The organism is Luteimonas sp. A277 (assembly GCF_054052045.1).
On the sequence record NZ_JBSVRG010000017.1, the window covers coordinates 1 to 22,770 of the forward strand.

The following is a 22,770-nucleotide window of genomic DNA, read 5'->3' on the forward strand; positions in this document are numbered from 1 at the left end:
GTCGGGGCTACGCCCCCGACACCCCGTAATTCGTCCGGCACGGCGCCGTTGATTCCCCCTGTAGGAGCGCGCCATGCGCGCGAAGCCGCGGGAGTCCAGGCATTGCGGCATGGCGTCGGACACAGATGCCGGTGCCGAAGCCTTGCGCCATCGCCCAGTGTCACGCGGCTTCGCGCGCATGGCGCGCTCCTACCAATGAACCGGAGCTCTCGCGAGGTCAGGACTTCTGCGCGGCGATCCAGGCGTCTACGCGGCGTTCCAGCAGGTCCAGCGGCATGGCGCCGCCGCCGAGGATGGTGTCGTGGAAGCCGCGGATGTCGAAGGCTTCGCCCAGCTCGGCCTCGGCCTTGCGGCGCAGCGCCTGCATCTTGATCATGCCGACCTTATAGGCGGTCGCCTGGCCCGGCATGATCAGGTAGCGGCGGATCTCCGAGCGCACGGCGGCTTCGGGGATCGAGCTGTTGGCAGAGAAATATTCCACCGCTTCCTCCTCGGTCCAGCCCTTGGCGTGCATGCCGGTATCCACCACCAGGCGGATCGCGCGCCACATCTCCGACATCAGTCGGCCGTATTCCGAATAGGGGTCCTGGTAGGTGTCCGGCATTTCCTTGGCCAGCCATTCCGAGTACAGGCCCCAGCCCTCGGTGTAGGCGGTAGTGAACTGCTGGGTGCGGAAGGTGGGGACATCCTCCAGCTCCTGGGCGATCGAGATCTGCATGTGATGGCCGGGCAGGCCCTCGTGGTAGGCGATCACTTCCAGTTCGGTCTTCGGCATCGCGTCCATGTCCGACAGGTGCGCGTAGTAGATGCCCGGGCGTGAGCCGTCCGGGGTGGCCGGATAGTAGTGCTGGGCGGCGCCGTCCTGTTCGCGGAACGACTCAACCCGGCGCACCACCAGGTCCGCCTTGGGCAGCAGACCGAAGTACTCGGGCAGGTACTGCTCGATGTTCTCGATCGCCGCGGTGGCATCGTCGATGTAAGCCTGGCGGCCCTCGTCGGTATTCGGGTAGCGGAACTGCGGGTCGGTGTTGAGGAACTGAAAAAACGCCTGCAGGTCGCCCTCGAAGCCGACCTGCTCCATCAGCGCCTCCATCTCCCCGCGCAGCCTGGTTACCTCGTCCAGGCCGAGCTGGTGGATCTCTTCCGCGCTCATGTCGGTGGTGGTGTTCTCGCGCAGCTGCCAGGCGTAGTACGCCGCGCCGTCGGGATGGGTGGTGCCCACGCCGGCCGGGTTTTCCAGCGCGTTGGGCAGCTCTTCCTCGCTCCAGGCGATGATCTGCTCATAGACGGGCTGCACCTGCTCGACCAGCGCTTGGCGCGCCTGCTCCTTCAGCGCATCGGCGCGCTCCGCGCTGATGTCACCGGACTCCACCAGTGCGTCGGCCTTGGCCTGCAGGTCGGCCCACAGCGGGCTGTCGACGCCATCGCCAAAGGGCGCGCCGGTGATGATGTTGCGCGACTGCTCGATCACGCCCTCGTAGGCGAAACGGGGTGGGCGGATGCCCTGTTCGGCATTGGCACGGGCGCGGTCGAGCAGCTCGCCAAGCAGGGTCGGCACCGCCTGCAGGCGGGAAATATAGGCCAGGTAATCCTGCTCGTTCTCCACGGTGTGGAAGTTGATCAGGAACATCGGGAGCACGCTGTTCATCCCGTTCATCTGGTCGAACGAATAGGCGTGGGAGAGGTATTGCATCTGCCCGCGCGCGCTGTCGTACTGGCGCTTCCAGATGTCCCAGGAGAGCTGGGCGTCATCGTCCAAGCGGTCGTAATCAAACGCCGATTCCATCTCCGCGACCGAAGCCGCCATCCAGTCCAGGCGCGCGCGCTGGCCCGCTTCGGAGACGTCATCAAGCCGGTCGTAGAGATCCTTGCGCCCTTGGAAAGTCATCATGGTCGGGCTGAACTGCAGGAACTGCTCGTACTGCTCCTCGAACCAGGCATTCAGGCGCGCCGATTCGTCCTCGGCCTGTTGGGTGGGGATGGCGGTGCTGGTCTGGTCGGCCGCGGGCTGCGGGGAGCAGGCGGCCAGGGCCAGGGCGATGGCAAGGGTGCTGCAGGCAAGGGCGGATCGCACGATATCTACTCCCGGATTGAAGAAGGGCCGCCGGGCTCGGCCGACTTTCACCGCACGGCGACCGGGGACGCTATAGCGTGCGAAACATAACAGGGAAACTGGCGTATCCGCGCCCAGGAGGCAGGATGAGCACTCTGGAAAGGCGACATATTCCGCGTACTACCGTGAGTGCCCTGGTCGGCGGTGCCGTGCTGGGCGCGCTGGGCTACCTGATGGCCGGCCCATCGGGGCTGGTGGTCGGGGTGGTGATCGGCGTGGCCGGCGGCGCGCTGGTGGGCAACCGCATGGTCGTCTCGACCGATCCCAGCGACAACGTGGGCCATTTCGAGGAGATCTACTCGAAGATGGCCTACTACGCGCCTGGCATGGAATGGCATGACTACGAGCCCGCGTACCGCTTTGGCGTGGAAACCTGGCGCACGCACGGCGGCCAGGAATTTGCCGGCGTTGAACCGGCCCTCGGCGCACGCTGGCTGAAGGTCCGCGGCCGCTCGCGCCTGTCCTGGGACCAGGCCCGGCACGCCGTGGAGCATCTCTGGCGCGACATGGACGCGACCTTGCAAAACCAGGGCCGGCCCAGCTGAGCAGCGGCGCGTTAACATGGACGATTCCCCAAACGCGTGATTTCCGTCCATGGCCGAGCTTCCTCCAGATCCCCACGGCGTGACCCGTGATCAGGCCGAAGAGGCCGTGCGCACCCTGCTGCGCTGGGCCGGCGATGACCCTGCGCGCGAAGGCCTGCTCGATACCCCCAAGCGCGTGGTCAAGGCCTACCGGGAGTGGTTCAGCGGCTACGCGCTGGATCCGGACGAGTACCTGGCCCGGACCTTCGAGGAAGTCGGCGGCTACGACGAGATGATCGTGCTGCGCGACATCGAATACGAAAGCCACTGCGAACACCACATGGCGCCGATCATCGGCCGCGTGCACGTGGGCTACCTGCCGGCCGGCAAGGTGGTGGGCATCAGCAAGCTGGCGCGGGTGGTGGAGGCCTATGCCAAGCGCCTGCAGGTGCAGGAAAAGATGACCGCGCAGATTGCCGGCTGCATCCAGCGCGCGCTGCAGCCGCTGGGCGTGGGCGTGGTGGTGGAAGGCGTGCACGAGTGCATGACCACCCGCGGCGTGCACAAGCGCGGCGTCAGCATGATCACTTCCAGCATGCTTGGCGCGTTCCGCGACGATGCCCGCACCCGCTCCGAATTCCTGCAGTTCATTGAAACCGGCAGTGGCCGCCGCGGCTGACCTGCGCCGTCCCTGCCCCTGCGGCACCGGCAGGGACTATCCGCGCTGCTGCGCACCCCTGCACCAGGGCCAGCCGGCGGCCGATGCAGCGGCGCTGATGCGCTCCCGCTACAGCGCATACGTGCTGCTGCTGGAAGACTACCTGCGCCAGAGCTGGCATCCCGACACCTGTCCGGATCCGCTGGAGCTGGAAGCGCCAGCCGAAGGGGGCCCCACCTGGCTCGGCCTCACGGTGAAGTCGCATCGGCTCACCGGTGAGGACAGCGCGATCGTGGAATTCATCGCCCGCTATCGCGAGGGCGGCGCCAGCGCGGTGCGGATGCAGGAAGCCAGCCGCTTCCTGCGCGTTGACGGCCGCTGGCTGTACCTGGACGCGGGAGGCTGACTGCGCCAGTTAACGCTCCTGTAACTGGAGCGCCGCAATCATGTGCCCATGGAAACCGCCCCCACGGCCCTTCCCACCTCCACGTCGGCCTACGCACAGTCGCTTGTGGCGCGTTTTGCCCAGGTGCGCGCCCGCACCCTCTGCCTGGCAGCGCCGCTCTCTGCCGAAGATGCGATGGTGCAGAGCATGCCTGACGCCAGTCCGGCCAAGTGGCACCTCGCCCATACCACCTGGTTTTTCGAGCGCTTCATCCTCGCTGGGCTGCCCGGCTACCAGCCGGTAAACCCCGCCTGGGATTACCTGTTCAACAGCTACTACCAGAGCATCGGTCCCATGCATGCGCGGCCGCGGCGCGGCCTGCTCACTCGGCCGTCGCTGGCTGAAGTGATCGACTACCGCCACCAGGTGGACGCGCGCCTGACCTGGCAGACGGAAGCCGGGAGCCTGGATGCGGAGGCGCGGCAACGCCTGCTGTTGGGTCTGCACCATGAGCAGCAGCACCAGGAACTGCTGTTGACCGACATCAAGCATGCGTTCTGGAGCAACCCGCTGCATCCGGCCTATTGCGAAGACACCCCGTCCAAAGATGGCGGAGCGGGCGCCCTGCAGTGGATCCGCATGTCCGGTGGTACCGCAGACATTGGTGCGGCGGCGTGGCCGGCGGATTCGGAAGCCTTCGCCTATGACAACGAATCGCCGCGCCACCCGGTGTTGCTGCAACCGTATGCGCTGGCCAACCGTCCGGTGACGCACGGTGAATACCTCGAGTTCATCCGCGACGGCGGTTATCGCGATCCGGCCCTGTGGCTGAGCGACGGCTGGGCGTGGATCCAGGCCGAAGGTGTCCAGCGCCCACTGTATTGGCACGAGGACCTGGACCAGGTGTTCACCCTGCACGGCTGGCGCGAGGCCGAGCCCGATGCACCCGCTTGCCACCTGAGCTATTACGAAGCCGACGCCTACGCGCGCTGGGCCGGCGCACGCCTGCCGCGTGAGGCCGAGTGGGAGCATGCCGTCGCAGGTGTCGATCCTGTCGCGGCCGGAGACGATGCGGCGCTGCATCCCCGTGCGGCAGGGGCCGAGGGTGTCAGCGGATTCGCCCAGCTGTTCGGCGGGGTGTGGGAGTGGACCTCGAGCGCCTACACCGCCTATCCCGGCTACCGGCCCTGGCCGGGCCCGGAGGGGGAGTACAACGGCAAATTCATGAACGCCCAGTGGGTCCTGCGCGGCGGCAGCTGCCTCACCCCGGCCGGCCATATCCGTGCCAGCTACCGCAATTTCTTCCCTTCCCACGCACGCTGGCAGTTTGCCGGCCTGCGCCTGGCCCGCGACGAATGAGCCTGTCCATGCCTGCCGTCCCCGACGCCGACCTGATCGACCTGCAACCCACCCCGGAGCGGATTACCGCGGAAGTCGTGGCCGGCCTGTCAGCACATCCCAAGCGGCTGCCCTCCAAGTATTTCTACGATGCGCGCGGCTCCGAACTGTTCGAGCGCATCACCCGGCAGCCGGAGTACTACCTGACCCGGGTGGAGACGGCCCTGCTCGAATCACGGCTGGCCGATATCGCCGCAGCGGTCGGACCGCATCTGCACGTGGTGGAATACGGCAGTGGCAGCGGGCGCAAGACGGAGCTGCTGCTCGCCGGCCTGGAAGATCCGGTGGCCTACACGCCGATCGAGATTTCCCGCGCCGCCCTGCTCGACAGCGTGTCGCGGCTGGAAGGGCGTTTTGGGCAGATCGAGATGCTGCCGGTGGGCGCGGACTTCACCCGTCCGGTCAGCCTGCCACAGCCGCTGCGTGAACCGCGCCGACGGCTGGTGTTCTTCCCCGGATCGACCCTGGGCAATTTCGACCGCGAGGAGTCCATCCACCTGCTGCGCGCCATGCGTGACACCGTGGGCGCCGACGGGCTGGCACTGATCGGCATCGACCTGCACAAGGATCCGGCGCTGATCGAGGCCGCCTACAACGATGCCGCCGGGGTCACCGCCGAGTTCACCCTGAACCTGCTGGCGCGCCTGAACCGCGAGATCGGCAGCGATTTCGACCTCGACCAGTTCTGTCACCGGGCGCGCTATTCCGTGGAGCGCAGCCGGATCGAGACGGCTCTAGTGAGCCAACGCGAGCAGCAGGTACGAGTGGACGGGCGGACGTTCCATTTCGAGGAAGGCGAAGCCATGCAGGTCGAGACCAGTCACAAATACACCGACGTGGACTTCGCCGCGATCGCCGCCGCCGCCGGCTGGAAGGTCGCCGAATCCTGGAACGACCCCGACAACCGCCTCGGCCTCCGCCTCCTCCACCCCCTGTAGGAGCGCGCCACGTGCGCGAAACCGCGTGACGTTTATAGTGGCTCCACTGCATCGTCCGGGGGATTGTTCCGCGAGCCTCGCGGGTGCGCCGGCGGGGCCATCCCGGTCAGGACCCGCTGTGAATACGTCCATGTACGCTTGCCGGCGCCGTCCATGGCGCCGACAGTCCTGACCGGGATGGCCCCACCGACCCTTCACGTTGGCGGCGATTCGGGGGAGGCAGGGGTCACGCGGTTTCGCGCGCATGGCGCGCTCCTACAATGGGGGTCTTGCCGTCCTGTGACCGTGCCCATGAAACGACTTGCCTGCCTGTTGCTGCTGCTGCCCGCCTTCGCCGCCCACGCCGATTCGGCGTTCCAGCGCTGCATGGCCGGGGTGAAATCCACCGCGGCCCAGCAGGGCGTGAGTGCGGCCACGTTCGAGCGCTACACCGCGGATCTGGAGCCTGATCGCTCCGTGCTGGAGCTGCTCAACTTCCAGCCCGAGTTCAGCACCGACATCTGGGATTACCTGGCCGGACTGGTGGATGAGGAGCGGGTGGCTGACGGCAAGGCAAGGCTTGAGGAGCACGGCGAGCTGCTGGCCCGCGTCTCCGCCCAGTACGGCGTGGATCCGGCCACGGTGGTCGCCATCTGGGGCGTGGAAAGTGATTACGGCCGGATTTTCGGCAAGCGCCCGATCCTGACCTCGCTGTCCACGCTGTCCTGCGAAGGCCGGCGGCAGTCGTTCTTCCGCGGTGAATTCATCGCCACGCTCAAGCTGCTGCAGGCGGGCGACATCAAGGCCGAAGGCCTCACCGGCTCCTGGGCCGGCGCGTTCGGCCACACCCAGTTCATCCCCAGCACCTATGCACGCATCGCGGTCGATTTCGACGGCGACGGCCGCCGCGACCTGGTCGGCAGCATTCCCGACGCGCTGGCCTCCACCGCCAACTACCTGAAGCGCTCCAACTGGCAGACAGGTCGGCCCTGGGGCTACGAAGTGAAGCTGCCCGCCGGCTTCAACGCTTCGCTGGCCGGACGGACCAACCGCCGGCCGCTGTCCGACTGGCTGGGCCGCGGCGTTGCGCGTATCAATGGCGAGGGCATCGACCTGCCCGGCGATACCCGTTCGGCCATCCTGCTGCCAGCCGGAGCGCAGGGGCCCGCGTTCCTGGTGTTCCGCAACTTCGACGCGATCTATTCCTACAACGCCGCCGAAAGCTACGCCCTGGCCATCGCCCTGCTGTCGGACCGCCTGCGCGGCGGCAGCGGCCTGGTGGCCACGTGGCCGACCAGCGATCCCGGCTTGTCCCGGGCCGAACGCCGCCAGCTGCAGACCCTGCTGCTCGAGCGCGGCCATGACATCGGCGAAGTCGACGGCCTGATCGGCACCAACACCCGCCGCGCCATCCGCACCGAGCAGCAGCGCCTCGGCATCACCCCCGCCGACGGCCGCGCCGGCCAGAACATCCTCACCGTCCTGCGCACCACGCCGCTCTCCCCGTAGGAGCGCGCCACGCGCGCGAAGCCGCGTGACACCAGCCAAGAGGGTTCTGCCCCTCGTAGGAGCGCGCCACGCGCGCGAAGCCGCGTGACATCGATCATCAGACGTGGCTTCGGATCCTGCATCGGGTCCGAAGCCACGCTGGCCGCCATGGTTCACGCGGCTTCGCGCCTGCGAGGCGCTCCTACAGCAGCGGTCGGCGTTATTCGGGTTTGACGAAACGCAGGGTCATGCGGTCGCTTTCGCCGATTTCGGCATACCTCTCTGCGTCCGCGTCATCGTGGCGGTTGGTCGGCGGCAGGGTCCACACGCCGTTCGCATGGTCCTTCGTATCCGCCGGGTTGGCGTTGATCTCGCTGCTGGCATCGAACTGGAAGCCAGCCGCTTCGGCCAGCGCAACCATGCGGTCTTCGCGCACATAGCCGGTGCCGTCGTAATCGGGTGCATCGGCCGCAGCGCGATGATCCGTCACGCCAAGCACGCCGCCGGGCTTCAGCACTTCGAAGAAGCCTTTGAACATGCCCTCGGCCTGGTCGTTGCCCAGCCAGTTGTGCACGTTACGGAAGGTCACCACCATGTCGGCGCTGCCGGGCTCGCCGAACTGCGGGCTGTCCGGGTTGTAACGCACCACCTGGGCGCGATCGAACTGGTCCGGCCCCTGTCCGAAGCGTTCCTCCAGGCCCGCCAGGGTGCGGGTGGGGTAATCGCGGCGGTCTTCCGGCAGCGCATCCGGATCCACCACGGCGGCAATGTACTGGCCGCGCTCGCGCAGGTACGGCGCCAGGATCTCGGCATACCAGCCGCCACCCGGGGTGATTTCGATCAGGGTGTGATCAGGCTGCAGGCCGAAGAAGGCCAAGGTTTCAGCCGGGTTGCGGTAACGGTCGCGCTCGACGAAGTCGGGGGAGCGCCACGTGCCGGAAACCGTTCCTTCCAGCGATGCCTCGGCCCCGGCGTCGGCCGGAACAGGCATGGCCATTTCGGCCGCCGGCTCTGCGGTAGCCGGCGTGTCGCCGCCGGATGGAGCACAGGCGGCCAGGGCGAGCGGAAGCAGGGCGGTGAGCAGGACAGGTCTCATCGGCGGTTCTCCGTAAATGGGTCGACAGCCTAGCGCAAAGCCGGTGGCGGTTTCGCGGCGGCGAAACGCCAAGGGCGCTACCTTGCAACTCCCAAGTGCATGTCGCGAAATCCGCGGGCACGCCTTATGGAGACCCCATGAACACCCAGTCCCCCGCTGAAAACACCCGCATCGTGCTGGCCTCGCGCCCCGAGGGCGTGCCAACGGCAGGCAATTTCCGCCTCGATCGCGCGCCGCTGCCCACGCCCGCCGAAGGCCAGGTGCTGCTGCGCAACCGGTGGCTGTCGCTGGATCCCTACATGCGCGGACGCATGAATGAGGGACGCTCGTATGCGGCCCCGCTGGATATCGACGGCACGATGGAAGGCGGCACGGTGTCCGAAGTGGTGGAATCCCGCCATCCCGATCTGACCCCCGGCGACCTGGTGCTGGCCCACGGCGGCTGGCAGGCGTTTGCCGTCGCCGATGGGGACAGCCTGCAGCGCAAGCTCGATCCCGGGCAGGCGCCGGTGACCACGGCCCTGGGCGTCCATGGCATGCCGGGATTCACGGCGTATGTCGGCATGCACGAGATCGGCAAGGTGCAGCCGGGCGAAACCCTGGCCGTTGCCGCCGCCAGCGGCCCGGTCGGCGCCACCGTGGGGCAGATCGCGAAGCTGCGCGGCGCTCGCACCATCGGCATTGCCGGCGGACCGGAGAAGGTCGCCCATCTGCGCGGTGACCTGGGCTTCGACGTCGCCCTGGACCACCGTGCGGACGACTTCGCCGGGCAGCTGCGCGCCGCCGCGCCCGACGGGATCGACGTGTATTACGAAAACGTGGGCGGCAAGGTCCTGGACGCGGTGCTGCCGTTGCTCAACGATCACGCGCGGGTGCCGGTCTGCGGCCTGGTGGCGCACTACAACGACGCCGGCCTGCCGCCCGGTCCGGACCGCCTTTCACAGCTGATGGGCCTGATCCTCAGCCGGCGCCTGACCGTGCGCGGATTCATCGTTGGCGACAAGCCCTATCGCCACCTGTACCCGGAGTTCGTGCGCGAGATGGGCGGCTGGCTGCGCGAGGGCCAAGTGCGCTATCGCGAAGACATTGTCGAAGGTCTGGAAAATGCCCCGCAGGGCCTGATCGGCCTGCTGCGGGGCGACAATTTCGGCAAGCAACTGGTCAAGATCTCCTGACCACCCCATTTGTAGGAGCGCGCCATGCGCGCGAAACCGCGTGAATTGCGGCAACGGAGCGTGGCTTCGGACATAACGCCGGGGCTGAAGCCGCGGTTTGCGTCCAAGTGTCACGCGGCTTCGCGCGTATGACGCGCTCCTACAGCGGAGCCCCTCGGACCCATCGGAACCCATCGGGGGCCGCGGGTGCGGCCCCCGTGGCGGGTCAGGTGACCAGGTTGGCCAGGGCTGCGTTGAAGGTCGCGCTCGGGCGCATCGCCGCGCCGGTCTTCTCGATGCTGGGGCGGAAGTAGCCGCCGATATCCACCTGCTTGCCCTGCACATCGATCAGCTCGGTCACGATCTTTTCCTCGTCGCGGGCCAGGGCAGCGGCGAGCGGGGCGAAGATCGCCTTCAGTGCCGGGTCCTCGTCCTGCGCCGCCAGTTCCTCGGCCCAGTACATGGCCAGGTAGAAGTGGCTGCCACGGTTGTCGATCCCGCCCAGGCGGCGGGTAGGTGACTTGTCGTTGTCCAGGAACCGGCCGGTGGCCGCATCCAGCGCCTTGGCCAGCACCAGCGCACGCGCGTTGTCGTTGCGCTGGCCCAGGTGCTCCAGCGAAGCCGCCAGCGCGAGGAACTCGCCCAGCGAATCCCAGCGCAGGTAGTTCTCCTGCACGAACTGCTGCACATGCTTGGGGGCCGAACCGCCGGCGCCGGTCTCGAACAGCCCGCCACCGGCCATCAGCGGCACGATCGAGAGCATCTTGGCGCTGGTGCCCAGCTCCAGGATCGGGAACAGGTCGGTCAGGTAGTCGCGCAGCACGTTGCCGGTCACCGAGATGGTGTCCTCGCCCTTGCGCATGCGCGCCAGCGACAGCTTCGTGGCTTCCACCGGCGCCAGCACCTGGATGTCCAGGCCGGCCAGGTCGTGGTCCTTCAGGTAGCGCTCCACCTTGGTGATCAGCTGCGCGTCGTGCGCGCGCTGTGGATCCAGCCAGAACACGGCCGGGGTGCCGCTCAGGCGCGCGCGCTCAACGGCCAGCCGCACCCAGTCGCGGATCGGCGCATCCTTGGCCTGGCACATGCGCCAGATGTCGCCGGCCTCCACCGTGTGCTTGAACACCAGGTTGCCGTCCTGGTCGGTCACCCGGATGGTGCCGTCGGCCGGGGCCTGGAAGGTCTTGTCGTGGCTGCCGTATTCCTCGGCCTTCTGCGCCATCAGGCCCACGTTGGGCACGCTGCCCATGGTGGCCGGGTCCAGCGCGCCGTTGGCCTTGCAGTCCTCGATCGTGGCCTGGTACACGCCGGCATAGCTGCGGTCGGGGATTACAGCCTTGGCGGCCTGCAACTCGCCGGCCGCGTTCCACATCTGTCCGGAGTCGCGGATCATCGCCGGCATCGAGGCGTCAACGATCACGTCGGACGGCACGTGCAGGTTGGTGATGCCCTTGTCGGAATTCACCATCGCCACGCCCGGACGTTCCCTGTACAGCGCCTCGATCTCGGCCTTGATGGCGGCCTGGGTATCGGCCGGCATGCTGTCCAGGCGCGAGTACAGGTCACCGATGCCGTTGTTGCGGTCAAAGCCCGACTGCTTCAGTGCTTCAGCGTGCTTGTCCAGCACCGGGGCATAGAACTCCTGCACCGCCACGCCGAACATGAGCGGGTCGGAGACCTTCATCATGGTCGCCTTCAGGTGCAGCGAAAACAGCACGTCCTGGGCCTTGGCGTCTTCGATCTGCTCGGCCATGAACGCGGCCAGCGCCTTGCGCGACATGCGCGCGGCATCAACGATCTCGCCTTCCTGCACCTTCACCGGATCGCGCAGCGCGCGCGCGCTGCCGTCGGCGCCGACGAACTCGATCTTCAGCTCGCCCGCCGCGGCCATCGTGGCCGAGCGCTCGCTGGAGTAGAAGTCGCCGTCGCTCATGTGGGCCACGTGCGCCTTGGAGTCCGCACTCCACTTGCCCATGCGGTGCGGATGCTTGCGTGCGTATTCCTTCACGGATTTGGGCGCGCGACGGTCGGAGTTGCCCTCGCGCAGCACCGGGTTCACCGCGCTGCCCATCACCCGGCCGTAGCGGGCGCGGATCTCGCGCTCGGCATCGTCCTTCGGGTCGGCGGGGTAATCCGGCACATCAAAGCCCTTGTCCTGGAGCTCGCGGATCGCCGCGCGCAGCTGCGGCTCGGAAGCGCTGATGTTGGGCAGCTTGATGATGTTGGCTTCAGGCGTCTTGGCCAGCTCGCCCAGTTCGGTCAGGTGATCGGCCACCTGCTGCTCCGGCTTCAGCCGGTCGGGGAACTGCGCCAGGATGCGGCCCGACAGCGAGATATCGCGTGTTTCCACAGCGATGCCGGCGGTCCTGGTGAAGGCCTGCACGATCGGCAGCAGCGACTGCGTGGCCAGGTACGGCGCTTCGTCGGTCATGGTGTAGATGATCTTGGGGGCGTTGGGCATGGGGCTGGCAATCCTCGATACGGACGGGAGGGCGCGCCGCGGGCAACGGGCCGGGCGGCACGCAGGGCCGGCCCGGAGGGGACGGCCGCGTAACCCCCCTATTGTCGCGGTTTGGGCCGGGGCGGGCAAAGAAACACAGCCTTCCACGCCAGCCCGGGGCATGTTTGCGTCGCGGAGCGCTGCCAATCAGCCCGCGCTGAGCCGCACCGCCAGCGCCGTCAGGGTGACCAGCAGCACCGGCAGCGTCAGCACGATGCCCACCTTCCTGCGGGTGGAGATCACGTGCCCGCGGGCGGCAACGGCCACCAGCACCAGCGCCCCGGCCCCAGGATATTCCGCCCATGCGCCTCCCCCTCGATCAGTCCTGCCGCCGTGAGCTCCTTGAGATGGAACGACAGCGTCGCGCCCGGCAGCGACAGGGTTTCGGCGATCTCGCCAGGGGTGCGTCCTTCAGGGCCGACCTCGACCAGCAGGCGGAACACCGACAGCCGCTTGGGGTGGCCCAGGGCGGCCAGCGCGGTGGTTGCATCATTCAATTCCATGCCATGATGGACCACCCGATCCTTATCAACCGGCCGTTCATGGACACTGCGCAGGGCACGCGGCTGTGCCGGCCGTCGGAGGTGGTGCTGGAGATCCTGCCGCCGCTGACGAAGCCGTTCACCAAGGAGCACGGTGAAGTGATCCCGGCCAGCGGATGACGATGGGCCTGACGCTTGCCGGCTCCCGGAGGGCCGACCGCCATGCCGCACGCTGACTCCGACAGGGCCGGGCGCCCGGAAGGGACCGCGGGCGAAGTCTTCCGTGCGTTCTTCAAGGTCGGGCTGACCGCGTTCGGCGGGCCGGTCGCGCACCTGGGCTACCTGCGCACCGAGTTCGTGCAGCGCCGCGGCTGGCTGGACGACGCCCATTTCGCCCAGCTGCTGGCGCTCTGCCAGTTTTTGCCGGGGCCGGCCAGCAGCCAGGTCGGGTTCGCCATCGGCCTGTTCCGCGGCGGCTGGCGCGGTGCGCTGGCCGCCTTCCTTGCCTTCACCCTGCCCTCGGCGCTGCTGATGTTCGGCTTCGCGGCCTTGGCGCCGCACCTGGGCCAGGGCGTTGGTGCGGCCGCGCTGCAGGGCCTGAAGCTGGTGGCCGTGGCGGTGGTGGCGCACAGCCTGCTTGGCATGATGCGGCAGCTCACCCCGGACCTGCCGCGCGTCGCGATCGCCGCCGGCGCGGCGGCGCTGGTCCTGCTGGCCGGGGCGGCCTGGATCCAGCTGGTGGCCATCGCCCTCGGCGCCCTGCTGGGGCTGGGGCTGTGCCGGCATGTGCGCGCGCCGGCCGCAGCGGGCCTTCCCGTGCGCCATGGCCGCCGCGCCGGCGCCGTCTTCCTCGCCCTGTTCCTGGCCGGCCTGGCCGCGGCCCTGCTGCTGCCTACCCCAGTCACGCCGACCGCGGCCGGGGTGGCGGGCGCCTTCTACCAGGCCGGTGCGCTGGTCTTCGGCGGTGGCCACGTGGTGCTGCCGCTGCTGCAGCACTCGGTGGTCGACCCGGGCTGGATTGAAGCGGATACCTTCCTTGCCGGCTACGGCGCCGCCCAGGCCGTGCCCGGCCCGATGTTCTCCCTCGCCGCCTTCCTCGGTGCAGGAATCCCGCTTGGCATGCCGGCCGCGCTGGGCGCGTCGGTTGCACTCATTGCGGTGTTCCTGCCCGGGTTCCTGCTGCTGTTGGCGGTGCTGCCGGCCTGGGCGGGGCTGACCCGGCACCGCCTGGCTGCCAGTGCCGTGGCCGGCACCAATGCCGCCGTCGTCGGCCTGCTGGCGGCGGCGCTCTACGATCCGGTCTGGACTGGCGCTATCCGCGCGCCGGCGGATTTCATCATCGCGGCCATCGGCTTCGGCCTGCTGTTCTTCGCGCGCGCGTCCGCCCTGTGGGTGGTGCTGTGGTGCGTGGGCGCCACGCTCGCGGTGCACCTGTGACCTTTGCGTTTCCGGCGCGCAGCAACCAGAGTCGGCACCATGAAGCTTCTTGTCCTGGGTGCGACCGGCCTGGTCGGCAGCCACGTCCTTGACCTCGCCATCGCCGACGAACGTGTCCACGAAGTCATTGCCCCGGTCCGCCGCCCGCTGCCTACGCGCGCCGGCCTGACCGCCCCGCGGGTCGACTACGAGCACCTGCCCGAAGACGCCTCCTGGTGGGGCGCCGAAGCGGTCATCTGCGCCCTGGGCACCACCATGAACAAGGCCGGCTCACGCGAGGCCTTCCGCCGCGTCGACCACCGCTACCCGCTGCAGGCCGCGCGCATCGCCCACCGCCACGGCACCCCCACCTTCGTGCTCAATTCCGCCATGGGCGCGGACCCGGATTCGCGCGTCTTCTACAACCGGGTGAAGGGCGAGCTGGAGCGCGACCTGCAGGAAGTCGGCTTTCCCTCGCTCACGTTCGTGCGGCCGGGCCTGATCAGCGGCGAGCGCAATGAGTTCCGCCTCGGCGAGCGGGTCGCCGAGGTGGTGCTGGGAACAGTCGGTCCGGTATTGCCGCGGAGGTGGCGCATCAACCCCGCCCAGAACATCGCCTGGGCGATGCTGGAAGCGGCGGTGAAGGGCCAGGCGGGGGAGCAAACGGTGGAATCGGGCGAGCTCGCGTGACCGGCTGCTGATCCTGGATCAGCCTCCCGGAACCTCCACCTCCGCCTCGGCGGCCGAGCGCTCGATCGCATCCACCAGCTCATGCAGCACCACGGCGTCATCGAAACTTGGCGCCCGATTGGTTCCCTCCCGGATGTCCTGCGCGAGCAGCGCATAGATGCGTGCCACGTTACGCGCCACCGCGCTGTCCGGCAGGCCCGCGTAGGCGCTGGCGGGCGGCATCAGCGGCGCGAGCCCGCTGGCTTCGCCGGTGCCGCCGCGCACGTCCAGGTCCACGAGCTGGGCGTGGCCGCCGGCACCCGTCACCTGGATGTCGCCCTTGGTGCCGTTGATCTCCCACAGCAGGTTGGTCCCGCGCGAGGTGCCGCCGCGATAGTGGACCGAGAAGGCCGCGCCGCTCTCCAGCGTGCCGTGCACCAGCACCTGCTCCGGGCTGTTGTTCGAAATGTCCTTGCCGGTGTCCTCCACGTGCACCGTGTCCCGGTGGCGCACCATGCGCGCCGACAGGTTGCGCACGCCACCGAGCACCTCGCAAAGCCCGGCCAGCGTATGCGCCAGCGGGATGGTCAACAGCGTCGCGCCGTTGGCAGCGTCGTAGAGATAGGCATGCGCGGCATCGGTCAGCCCGCCCCACTGCCCGCCGCTGCCGACCAGCGTGGTCGACAGCACCTCGCCGATGTGGCCGCCGGCAATGAGCTCGCGCAGGTGCACCACCTCAGGAGCCACCCGCATCTGCGTGCCGATCGCCACCACCACGCCCCGCGCCCGTGCCAGCGCGGCCAGCTCGCGTGCCTCGGCCAGCCCGTTGCCCAGTGGCCACTCGCAGTACAAGTGCTTGCCGGCCTCCAGCGCCGCCGTCACCAGCTCGTGGTGGTGCGGCACCTTCACCGTCACCACCACCAGGTCCACCTCCGGTGACTCCACCAGTGCCTGGGCGTTGGCAAACGCATGCTTCAGCCCGAACGCCTTGGCGGCGCGCTCGGCGCTGGCAAGGCTGGTGTTGGCTACGCCGACCAGTTGGTAATCATCTGGCAGGGAAGCGAGGGCCGGCACGTGGGCCGTGGCGCCCCAGTGGATGCCGGGGTTGAGGCCGATGATGCCGACGCGGATGGGGGTGGTGTTGGTCAATTGGTGCTCCTGGTTGGATCGGGTCGCGGTTGCGGCTTCTTGAGCCTAGATGAGCGCGGGGATAAAGGTATCAAGCGCCGGCGGTGATCAGCCGAGGGGCCGAAGAGCATTGCGCAAATGCAGAGTCAGCGCGTTTATAGAGAGGGCTTTTATCGTCCGCTTCCGACCCAAAGCGGCCGATCGCTAAAGAAGATAGGTTGACAGTCTGCAGGGGTGGCTGACGATGCCTTGCACCTATCTACGGATCTGGGCTTTGGTAAACTCCTCCAAAAGGGTGGGCAACGATCGTCTCGAACAGGTGGCGCGGCTACCGACGATATGTTGAGAAGGCATGCGCAGACTGAATGCACCGCTGTTCCAATCCCGGCGTTAGAAACCTGATAGAAGAGGAACCGCATGGCGGGTGCAGAAGCTCAGGCAGGATTTTATTACCAGAACCTGGTCGGTGCACTGCACCTTCTGGACCTTCTTGAGGTGGGCTCAACAACGGTTCAAGTCACGCTAGAGAATCCCGATCGCGCCAAGTACATCGACGACATCATCGTCGACACTACTTCTGGATCTACTTTCATTCAGGTCAAGTGGGCAGCAGATGCTGACGCGTCGTTCACCTTGGCAGGTCTTCTCGTGGAAGAGGAGGGCGTATCGCTTTGGGGGAAACTGGCGCGCGGATACCGTCAAATCTCCTCCGAAAGCGGTACTAAGGTCGTTGAGCTTCTCTCGACGCGACGGGCAGGTGTTAATAAGCAAACTTCATCAGGTTTCCCGCACAGTCTGCAGCAGTTCATTACGGAGTACCACGAGCCCTTCATACGTTCAAACACCCAGGGCCTGAACGCAGTTGCGTCGTATCCCGACTACAAAAATACCTTGGAGGTGTTGCGCAAGGGTGCTGGTTTTGATGAGGCCAGCGAGTTCGACGATTTTCTCAAGAGATTGCGTTTTACGCTGGCTCATGGGGATCGGGATGTGCTCGTCACACGTGTGAAAGCAAGACTCAAACAACTCGGAATCGAACAGCAGCAGTTTGGCACACTGCTCAGCGAATGCGTGAAGTGGTCAATTTCCGGTGGACCGGTGACCGCGAAAGACATGCAGAAAGCGCTTGGACTCGAGGACCGCTTCGCGGAACGCCTGAGCCACCGCTTCCCGGTCGATGAGAAGCTATGGGTCGAGATGCCGGAGCTCTTCTCTGCACTGGACAATACACTTCAGAAGTTGCCCGGCGGATTTGTGGCAGTCATCGGCGAACCTGGGGCAGGGAAGTCAACGGCGCTAACACAGTACCTGCATGCAAGCGGGAACATAAGGTTCGGATATTACTGCTTCATTCCTGACGAGCAAACACTGGGTAATGAGAGGCTTCAAGAGGAAGCGTTTGTTAGGTCAATATGTGCACGCTTAAGAGATGCATTTCCTGACTTCAAATTTCCTACGGCCTACGCGCGTCCATCGGTCGATTTGCTGAACGCTTGGCTTCATGCATTGTCGGACAGTAAGGAGCGCATTGTCTTCCTCATTGACGGTCTTGACCACGTAGATCGGCAATCGCGCAGGTCGCTACTCTCTAAGCCACTAACTAGGGTATTGGACGGCCGGGTGCCAGACAATGTTCTTATTGTACTCACGACGCGCTATGAAGAGGCCATCCCTCCAACGATCGCTTTGCATCTGCAGCGTGACCCGGCTCGTACGATCAGGGTCAAGAGATTCGATGAAGCTCAGGTACGTAAATTCATGCGCCTCCGGGGTGTCAGCCTGACTGACGCTCTCTCTGAGAAGGTCATTCGAGTTTCGGCAGGTGTGCCGATCTACCTCGAATATCTCTCTGGGGTTCTGCTTCCGATGAGCAATTGGGAGAGGGAAAGATATCTCGCGGACGCACCGACGCTGCGAGACGGAAAGATTGACCTGTTTCATCGGCATTTGTGGGACGAGTGGAGCGGAGATGTCAACACAACGTATGTGCTCGCGATCCTCGCTGTTCGAGAGGAATACACCTCGCTCGAGGTGCTGCAGGCTTTGCTGCGCGCAGTGGGACAGATCCAATCTCTTGGAGAAGTTGCAAAGACTTTGAAGCCGTTGAGATACGTATTAAGGGTATCTGAGGCGAAGGGGTACGCGATCCATCACGCCAGTCTGGCTGAATTCGTTAGTGAACGAACCAGCCCGCACCGACGAGAGATATTCCAAGCGATTCTAGCTTGGTACCAAAGCAAACCGGAAACGGACGAGGCCTGGCGCAACCGTTTACGCCTTCTCTTCGAACTTGGTCGTTTCGCCGAGGCGATGGATGCATGCGGTGATGAATGGGTGAATCGGGCGTGGGCGTGCTATCGCCCTCTGTCAGAAATACAAGCGAACTTGAATATTGCGTGGCAGGCAAGTGTCGAATCAAATGATCTGCTCTCGTTTACCCGAGTCGGATTTCTGATTCAGCAAGCTGGGCTCATCGCACAGAACATCGATTTCGACGCGGTTGACGTCCCGACAGTCCTTCTAGATCTTGGGCTCTCCGATGTCGCTCTCAACATGGTGTGGAACGGGGAGCGACTGTTGGTTTCGAGGGAAAAGTTCGCTGCCTTCGCCGAACACTACGCAGCACGGCTCGGTCGGTCGTTGCCGGCTGCCATGGTGCGGGAAGCACTTGCCGACCGGTCGCGCGGTAAGTACGACGCCCTGACATCCATCTACCGGGTGCGTAGCGAAGTGATGGACCCGGAAGTATTGTTGGATGAGATTCGTTATCTGAGGTGGCATTCGAAATCTGAGCGTGGACATTCGATTCGCAGCTCAGATGAGGTCGAGAACGACCGGCTGAACAGCTCGCTTCTGCTTGAGATCTTCAAGCACTTAGCCTCTAGGGGAGCCGTCGATCAAATTTATCGGATGATCGACGCGCCAGCGCTACCGGCTACGCTACACGCCGCTGCGAATGCGGCGCTCTCGGTTGCACTCGCGTGTGCCGATGCGGCTGCGGAGTCGGCTCAGGTCATCCGCACGCATGGGCTGTCCGACCTGCCACAAGACTACCTGGGCTGGGTTCAGGTCGAATTGGCGCTTCAGCAAGTGCCATTCAATCCGGTCCAGTCGGTCGAACTGCCCAAAATTCCGTCACTCCTGCAGAAGAATCATCGCTTCAATAGCGAACTGGAAGCTGCATTCAGTCATTTCCGAGTGTTCATGCTCAACCTGCCGGATGCTCCAAAGCTCTTGCGCTCAGCTGCCATCGAATTGCAGGGCACTGTGGCTGACTTGGTGTCCGCGTCGCTCTCGCTGGCCGAGTTCTGGGTGAACCAGAGCAGGCTTGACAGGAAGTCAGGGGATTTCGTCACTCTACAGAGGATCTGTGATCGGCTCGCAGCACCGCTCAAATACGCGAGCGGTGACGGCGGCTACGACCACGATCGGCATGTTTACCTAGCATCGGTGCATCTGCTGTTCCAGCATGTCTGGGATTGTGCGCAAGCGCTACTTTCGTCTGATGCGCACACCGCACTGGCGCGCCAGTGGCTACGTAGCGATCGAAGCAGCAGATTCCCAGCTGCGACCCGCGGACTCGCGATATCGTTGTCGATGATCGATTCCAGCGAGGCCGGCGCCATACGCCGTGAGCTTCTCGTGCATGTCGAGGCTTCGGCGCGCCTAGAGGAGGAAACTGCGACGCTTACTACAGAACTCTTGGGTGCTGCGCGAGCTTGGGGCGTGTGCGGATTCAGAGCAGAAGGAATAAGGCTCTGGAACGAGGTTGCGTTGGTGGCGTGTGGTGTCTATTCGCGAAAGGACTACCAGTTCAGCGAAATATTGTTCTCCCTTGAGGTCGCGCATCGAACGGATCCTGCCGGGAGTCTCCATCGCATTCGAGAGCAATTCGAACTCAGTCACCAGCTGGAAGGTACAGGTGCAGGCAAGCAGGTAGCGATTGCCCTTGAGGGACTTCTGGAGCTCGTCGCTCGTTGGTATCCGAACAAGGTCTTTCATGGGCTTATCTCCGAGGACCCTTACATTGCTCGAGAGAGAGCGTTGCGGAGCGTGCTCGGAGTCCTGGCTGCGGACAGGCTGACCGACAAGCGACTGCTTTTGGCAGTTCTGAAGACAATGAGCCGGTGGGAGAACTATCGGCATTTCAATGAAGACACCGAACCCGCAATGAGGGAATTCTTTCTCGCCCTGCTCAAGCAAGGAGACGTAGACGTCGGCTTGGAAACATACCAGTTTGCGAGACAGGTTTTTCTCGTCGAGAAGGAGATGCCTCATCTCGTCGGGCAATGGGCGAACCTATGGGAGGGGCCCTCGAGACCGGAAGCCGTCACTAGCGACAAAAGTGAGTTCCTGAAGCCGACCGACACGACCGAAGTGGTGGCGCAAGAGCAGAAGGGTGCCTTGGCTTCCGCGTTTTCTGATCAGGTCTCGCCCGATCTGCATGAACTTAATTCGAAGCTGGATGCGCTGGCAATCGGAGCGCGGCGAGAGAGGAACTCAAGAGAGTTACTCAATGGTCGGAATGACTTGCTGAAAGCGTTTCTAGTCACCGGCGCGATGGATGAGGTTCCTGCGCAACATCAGACCGCAGTCGATGAGCTTTTGGAGAAATTTGACCAGCGAGTGCTGGAGATCATGGACGACACGGCTGATGGCCTGCAGGCTCAAGTCGAGGATGTTGGGCAAGCTACTGTCGCCGAATTTGTCGAAATTGTTGGAGGTAGTCAGGCGGATCGGAAGCTCAAGGATGCGTTCGACGTCGATGCGTGGTGGGAGCAACTGTATCGACTTGGCGGACTCGGTTTCGAAGCCGAGAACGAACTGAAAGAGTTGCTGCCGGGATGGGTTCGTGGCGCGGCCTATAAGGATCTGGATTCATGGCTGGAATTTGGACGGTCGCGGCTTTCGTCGGAAGTGTTAGCTAGGCTACTTATCGAGTTGGCCAAGCGCATTAAAGTGCCTAGGCGGCTGGAGGCTTTTTCATTGCTCGAAGAAGCTCGCGACTGCATCGCGGACTTCTTCTTCGAGTACACCGAGCTCAGCCACGAGATTGCAGAACTGGCCATGGAACTGGAGCCTCTCGCTGGCCGAAAATTGACGCTCAATGGGTTCATTCACCATCTCGGCCGATACCCGACATCGTTGATTTTCATGCTCCCGCGCTTGATCAGACTGATGGGTGAAGTTGGTGTCGATGGCGTCGAGCTATACAGAATCTGGACGACACACAACCGCCGCTTGATCGCCGGCCTGGCGCCCAAGGAGACAGATGCCCGTTGGCTGGATGTACCCCGTGATGACGTGGACGACGAAGTACTTCGGTATCTCATCTCCTTGTTTCAGTATCCGGAAGTAGACATTCGACTGCTGAGTGTCGAAGCGGTCGTTGAGCTTCTGGCGGCAAGGCCGAGCTTGATCTCGACGGTCCGAGCGCAATGGCTCGAGTTCACTGGCGCAGGCACGCGGGAATACCTGGTATCGGTGTTCCACTCACTCAATGCGATTCGTCCGGATCTGAGAGAAGAATGGGCTCACTGGCTGGTGCAGTCCACGGAGTCAGAAGCACATCTCAACATTAGGCTCTCCGTGGCTTCTGCCGTGTGTGAGTGCGTGAAGGTGGATCCCGCCTGCGAGAAGGCGCAACGGGCCCTGGATGCACCGCATGTATTGCGACCTCTTGCCCCGACGCTGTACGGCTCGCAGCAAGATGGCACAAGCCTTCCCCCATACCCACAATGGATGGCAGAGCTCTTCAGTGATGGCGCGACGGACGAGGAGGTCTTTGAGGGAGAGATTTCGCGTGTACTGCACGAGAAGTATCCTAATGCGTCGATGGGTCTGGAGAACGACTCCGTCATCCACCGCCGACATAACATCAATACCAACTTCGACAACCTGGAGATCTCGCCGCCATTCGCCGAGGCATGCCGTGAAGCTATCAATCGTGGCATCGTGAGCCTCATCAATGCTCATGAAATCGGCCCCGCATACGTTATGGGGACTGCCGATGTGCTGAGGTTGCGGGATCCGACAGACAGCTTGGTTCGAATTGTTTCCCGGCCGGAGCGGATCGAGTGGCTCTCGTTTGCCGAGTCGCAGGATGACTTTCTTAATTTTCGCGATTCGGATCAAGCCATTGCGAATGCGCTGCGATCGCGGGACGGTTTTACTAGGCTATTCGAGTACTCCGAGCAGCGCGGTATCGAGCGTGACAGCGACCACTCCTCAAGGGTTTGCGCTGCCCGCGTTGAACTCTTCGGAGTGCATCAACTGGGTAGGGCACTGACTGAGAAGGACATGCTTTCGCAAATCGGTTGGCTGGATAACAGCTTTCGGAACTTCTACCGGACTGAGATTGCGCGGAGAGCGGTTCCCCAGGAAGGGGCGCTTGTTCCTCTCGTCGCCGTATCACGCAGGCAATTTAGAGGCCGCAGTGGAGGGGAAATTGCCGCGCTGTCGTCCTTCTGGAATGACGCGATTCCCGCGGCCAACTTTCAGGATCAGTTTGGTTCGAACGATTCGGACGACGCTGTCTTGGGCAACGTGATCGAGTGGAAAAGTGCCTTCGATCAAGATCGGCGGCTTCATGAGCCGATGTCGTCAGGAAGTCTGTTGGAGGTCGATACTGCCTTGCTAAAGGAGTTTGCGAAGCGCCATTCGCTGGACATCTTCGCGAACGTGAGGCTGAGACGAACGACAGATAAGTACAAGCCGGAATTTGGGATGATGTGGAGGAATCTCGCGAAGGTAGTCCGAGTTTGTTGACAGGCTGGGGTAATCCCCCCACAGGTTAGCTGACGTCAGAAGTGGAATTTTCTCGTACCCTTTCCCGAGGAGGTTCC

The 22,770-nt window shown here is 64.6% G+C and carries 14 protein-coding genes and 2 pseudogenes; 11 read left to right on the forward strand and 5 right to left on the reverse strand.

The genetic code is table 11. The features are described 5' to 3' along the window. Positions 1–217: 217 nt before the first annotated feature. Entirely contained in the window at positions 218–2,074 is a 1,857-nt protein-coding gene (locus ACW7G2_RS13465; RefSeq protein WP_456976647.1) for a DUF885 domain-containing protein, read from the reverse strand. A gap of 125 nt (positions 2,075–2,199) precedes the next feature. Between ACW7G2_RS13465 and ACW7G2_RS13470 the strand changes: the two genes are divergently transcribed. From ACW7G2_RS13470 to ACW7G2_RS13495, 6 genes are all read left to right on the forward strand, one after another. Next, the gene (locus ACW7G2_RS13470; RefSeq protein ID WP_456976649.1) at positions 2,200–2,658 is read left to right on the forward strand and encodes a hypothetical protein; all 459 of its coding nucleotides are present in this window, start codon (positions 2,200–2,202) and stop codon (positions 2,656–2,658) included. 49 nt (positions 2,659–2,707) lie between these two features. Beyond that, positions 2,708–3,316: a GTP cyclohydrolase I FolE gene (gene folE, locus ACW7G2_RS13475; protein WP_456976651.1), complete on the forward strand. Its 609-nt coding sequence runs from the start codon at positions 2,708–2,710 to the stop codon at positions 3,314–3,316. Beyond that, a complete protein-coding gene (locus tag ACW7G2_RS13480) occupies positions 3,255–3,701 on the forward strand; it encodes a YchJ family protein (protein ID WP_456976653.1) in 447 nt (148 codons plus the stop codon). Before folE ends, ACW7G2_RS13480 begins: the two co-directional genes overlap by 62 nt. A gap of 48 nt (positions 3,702–3,749) precedes the next feature. Continuing rightward, entirely contained in the window at positions 3,750–5,039 is a 1,290-nt protein-coding gene (egtB, locus tag ACW7G2_RS13485) for an ergothioneine biosynthesis protein EgtB (RefSeq protein ID WP_456976655.1), read from the forward strand. An 8-nt stretch (positions 5,040–5,047) separates the two neighbouring features. Beyond that, the gene (gene egtD, locus ACW7G2_RS13490; RefSeq protein WP_456976657.1) at positions 5,048–6,016 is read left to right on the forward strand and encodes an L-histidine N(alpha)-methyltransferase; all 969 of its coding nucleotides are present in this window, start codon (positions 5,048–5,050) and stop codon (positions 6,014–6,016) included. Between the two features lie 291 nt (positions 6,017–6,307). Further along, on the forward strand, positions 6,308–7,504 hold the full coding sequence (locus ACW7G2_RS13495; protein WP_456976659.1) for a lytic murein transglycosylase: 1,197 nt from the start codon (positions 6,308–6,310) through the stop codon (positions 7,502–7,504). Positions 7,505–7,703: 199 nt separating this feature from the next. On the opposite strand, the gene ACW7G2_RS13500 is transcribed toward ACW7G2_RS13495, so the two are convergent. After that, entirely contained in the window at positions 7,704–8,579 is an 876-nt protein-coding gene (locus tag ACW7G2_RS13500) for a class I SAM-dependent methyltransferase (RefSeq protein WP_456976661.1), read from the reverse strand. Positions 8,580–8,716: 137 nt separating this feature from the next. Between ACW7G2_RS13500 and ACW7G2_RS13505 the strand changes: the two genes are divergently transcribed. Beyond that, positions 8,717–9,754: an NADP-dependent oxidoreductase gene (locus ACW7G2_RS13505; RefSeq protein WP_456976663.1), complete on the forward strand. Its 1,038-nt coding sequence runs from the start codon at positions 8,717–8,719 to the stop codon at positions 9,752–9,754. A 205-nt stretch (positions 9,755–9,959) separates the two neighbouring features. Here the strand turns inward: ACW7G2_RS13505 and ACW7G2_RS13510 are convergent, their stop codons facing one another. Both ACW7G2_RS13510 and ACW7G2_RS13515 read right to left on the reverse strand, forming a co-directional pair. Next, on the reverse strand, positions 9,960–12,191 hold the full coding sequence (locus ACW7G2_RS13510) for an NADP-dependent isocitrate dehydrogenase (RefSeq protein WP_456976665.1): 2,232 nt from the start codon (positions 12,189–12,191) through the stop codon (positions 9,960–9,962). 329 nt (positions 12,192–12,520) lie between these two features. Then, a pseudogene (locus tag ACW7G2_RS13515) lies at positions 12,521–12,733 on the reverse strand (ArsR/SmtB family transcription factor); the annotation flags it as partial. Between ACW7G2_RS13515 and ACW7G2_RS13520 the strand changes: the two are divergent. From ACW7G2_RS13520 to ACW7G2_RS13530, 3 genes and pseudogenes are all read left to right on the forward strand, one after another. Beyond that, a pseudogene (locus ACW7G2_RS13520) lies at positions 12,734–12,892 on the forward strand (arsenate reductase (glutaredoxin)); the annotation flags it as partial. Between the two features lie 42 nt (positions 12,893–12,934). Then, positions 12,935–14,149 (forward strand): chromate efflux transporter, encoded by a 1,215-nt coding sequence (gene chrA / locus ACW7G2_RS13525; RefSeq protein WP_456976667.1) that lies wholly within the window; start codon positions 12,935–12,937, stop codon positions 14,147–14,149. A gap of 39 nt (positions 14,150–14,188) precedes the next feature. Next, complete coding sequence (locus ACW7G2_RS13530; RefSeq protein ID WP_456976669.1) at positions 14,189–14,818, forward strand: NAD(P)H-binding protein; 630 nt, start codon at positions 14,189–14,191, stop codon at positions 14,816–14,818. A gap of 18 nt (positions 14,819–14,836) precedes the next feature. On the opposite strand, the gene ACW7G2_RS13535 is transcribed toward ACW7G2_RS13530, so the two are convergent. Next, entirely contained in the window at positions 14,837–15,946 is a 1,110-nt protein-coding gene (locus ACW7G2_RS13535; protein ID WP_456976671.1) for a Gfo/Idh/MocA family protein, read from the reverse strand. A gap of 396 nt (positions 15,947–16,342) precedes the next feature. Between ACW7G2_RS13535 and ACW7G2_RS13540 the strand changes: the two genes are divergently transcribed. Continuing rightward, on the forward strand, positions 16,343–22,693 hold the full coding sequence (locus ACW7G2_RS13540; protein WP_456976673.1) for a hypothetical protein: 6,351 nt from the start codon (positions 16,343–16,345) through the stop codon (positions 22,691–22,693). Positions 22,694–22,770 lie beyond the last annotated feature (77 nt).

Coding starts and splice junctions, on each gene's coding strand:
- ACW7G2_RS13470 (WP_456976649.1), top strand. CDS start 2,200: ATGAGCACTCTGGAAAGGCGACATATTCCGCGTACTACCGTGAGTGCC.
- folE (WP_456976651.1), top strand. CDS start 2,708: ATGGCCGAGCTTCCTCCAGATCCCCACGGCGTGACCCGTGATCAGGCC.
- ACW7G2_RS13480 (WP_456976653.1), top strand. CDS start 3,255: ATGCCCGCACCCGCTCCGAATTCCTGCAGTTCATTGAAACCGGCAGTG.
- egtB (WP_456976655.1), top strand. CDS start 3,750: ATGGAAACCGCCCCCACGGCCCTTCCCACCTCCACGTCGGCCTACGCA.
- egtD (WP_456976657.1), top strand. CDS start 5,048: ATGCCTGCCGTCCCCGACGCCGACCTGATCGACCTGCAACCCACCCCG.
- ACW7G2_RS13495 (WP_456976659.1), top strand. CDS start 6,308: ATGAAACGACTTGCCTGCCTGTTGCTGCTGCTGCCCGCCTTCGCCGCC.
- ACW7G2_RS13500 (WP_456976661.1), bottom strand. CDS start 8,579: ATGAGACCTGTCCTGCTCACCGCCCTGCTTCCGCTCGCCCTGGCCGCC.
- ACW7G2_RS13505 (WP_456976663.1), top strand. CDS start 8,717: ATGAACACCCAGTCCCCCGCTGAAAACACCCGCATCGTGCTGGCCTCG.
- ACW7G2_RS13510 (WP_456976665.1), bottom strand. CDS start 12,191: ATGCCCAACGCCCCCAAGATCATCTACACCATGACCGACGAAGCGCCG.
- chrA (WP_456976667.1), top strand. CDS start 12,935: ATGCCGCACGCTGACTCCGACAGGGCCGGGCGCCCGGAAGGGACCGCG.
- ACW7G2_RS13530 (WP_456976669.1), top strand. CDS start 14,189: ATGAAGCTTCTTGTCCTGGGTGCGACCGGCCTGGTCGGCAGCCACGTC.
- ACW7G2_RS13540 (WP_456976673.1), top strand. CDS start 16,343: ATGGCGGGTGCAGAAGCTCAGGCAGGATTTTATTACCAGAACCTGGTC.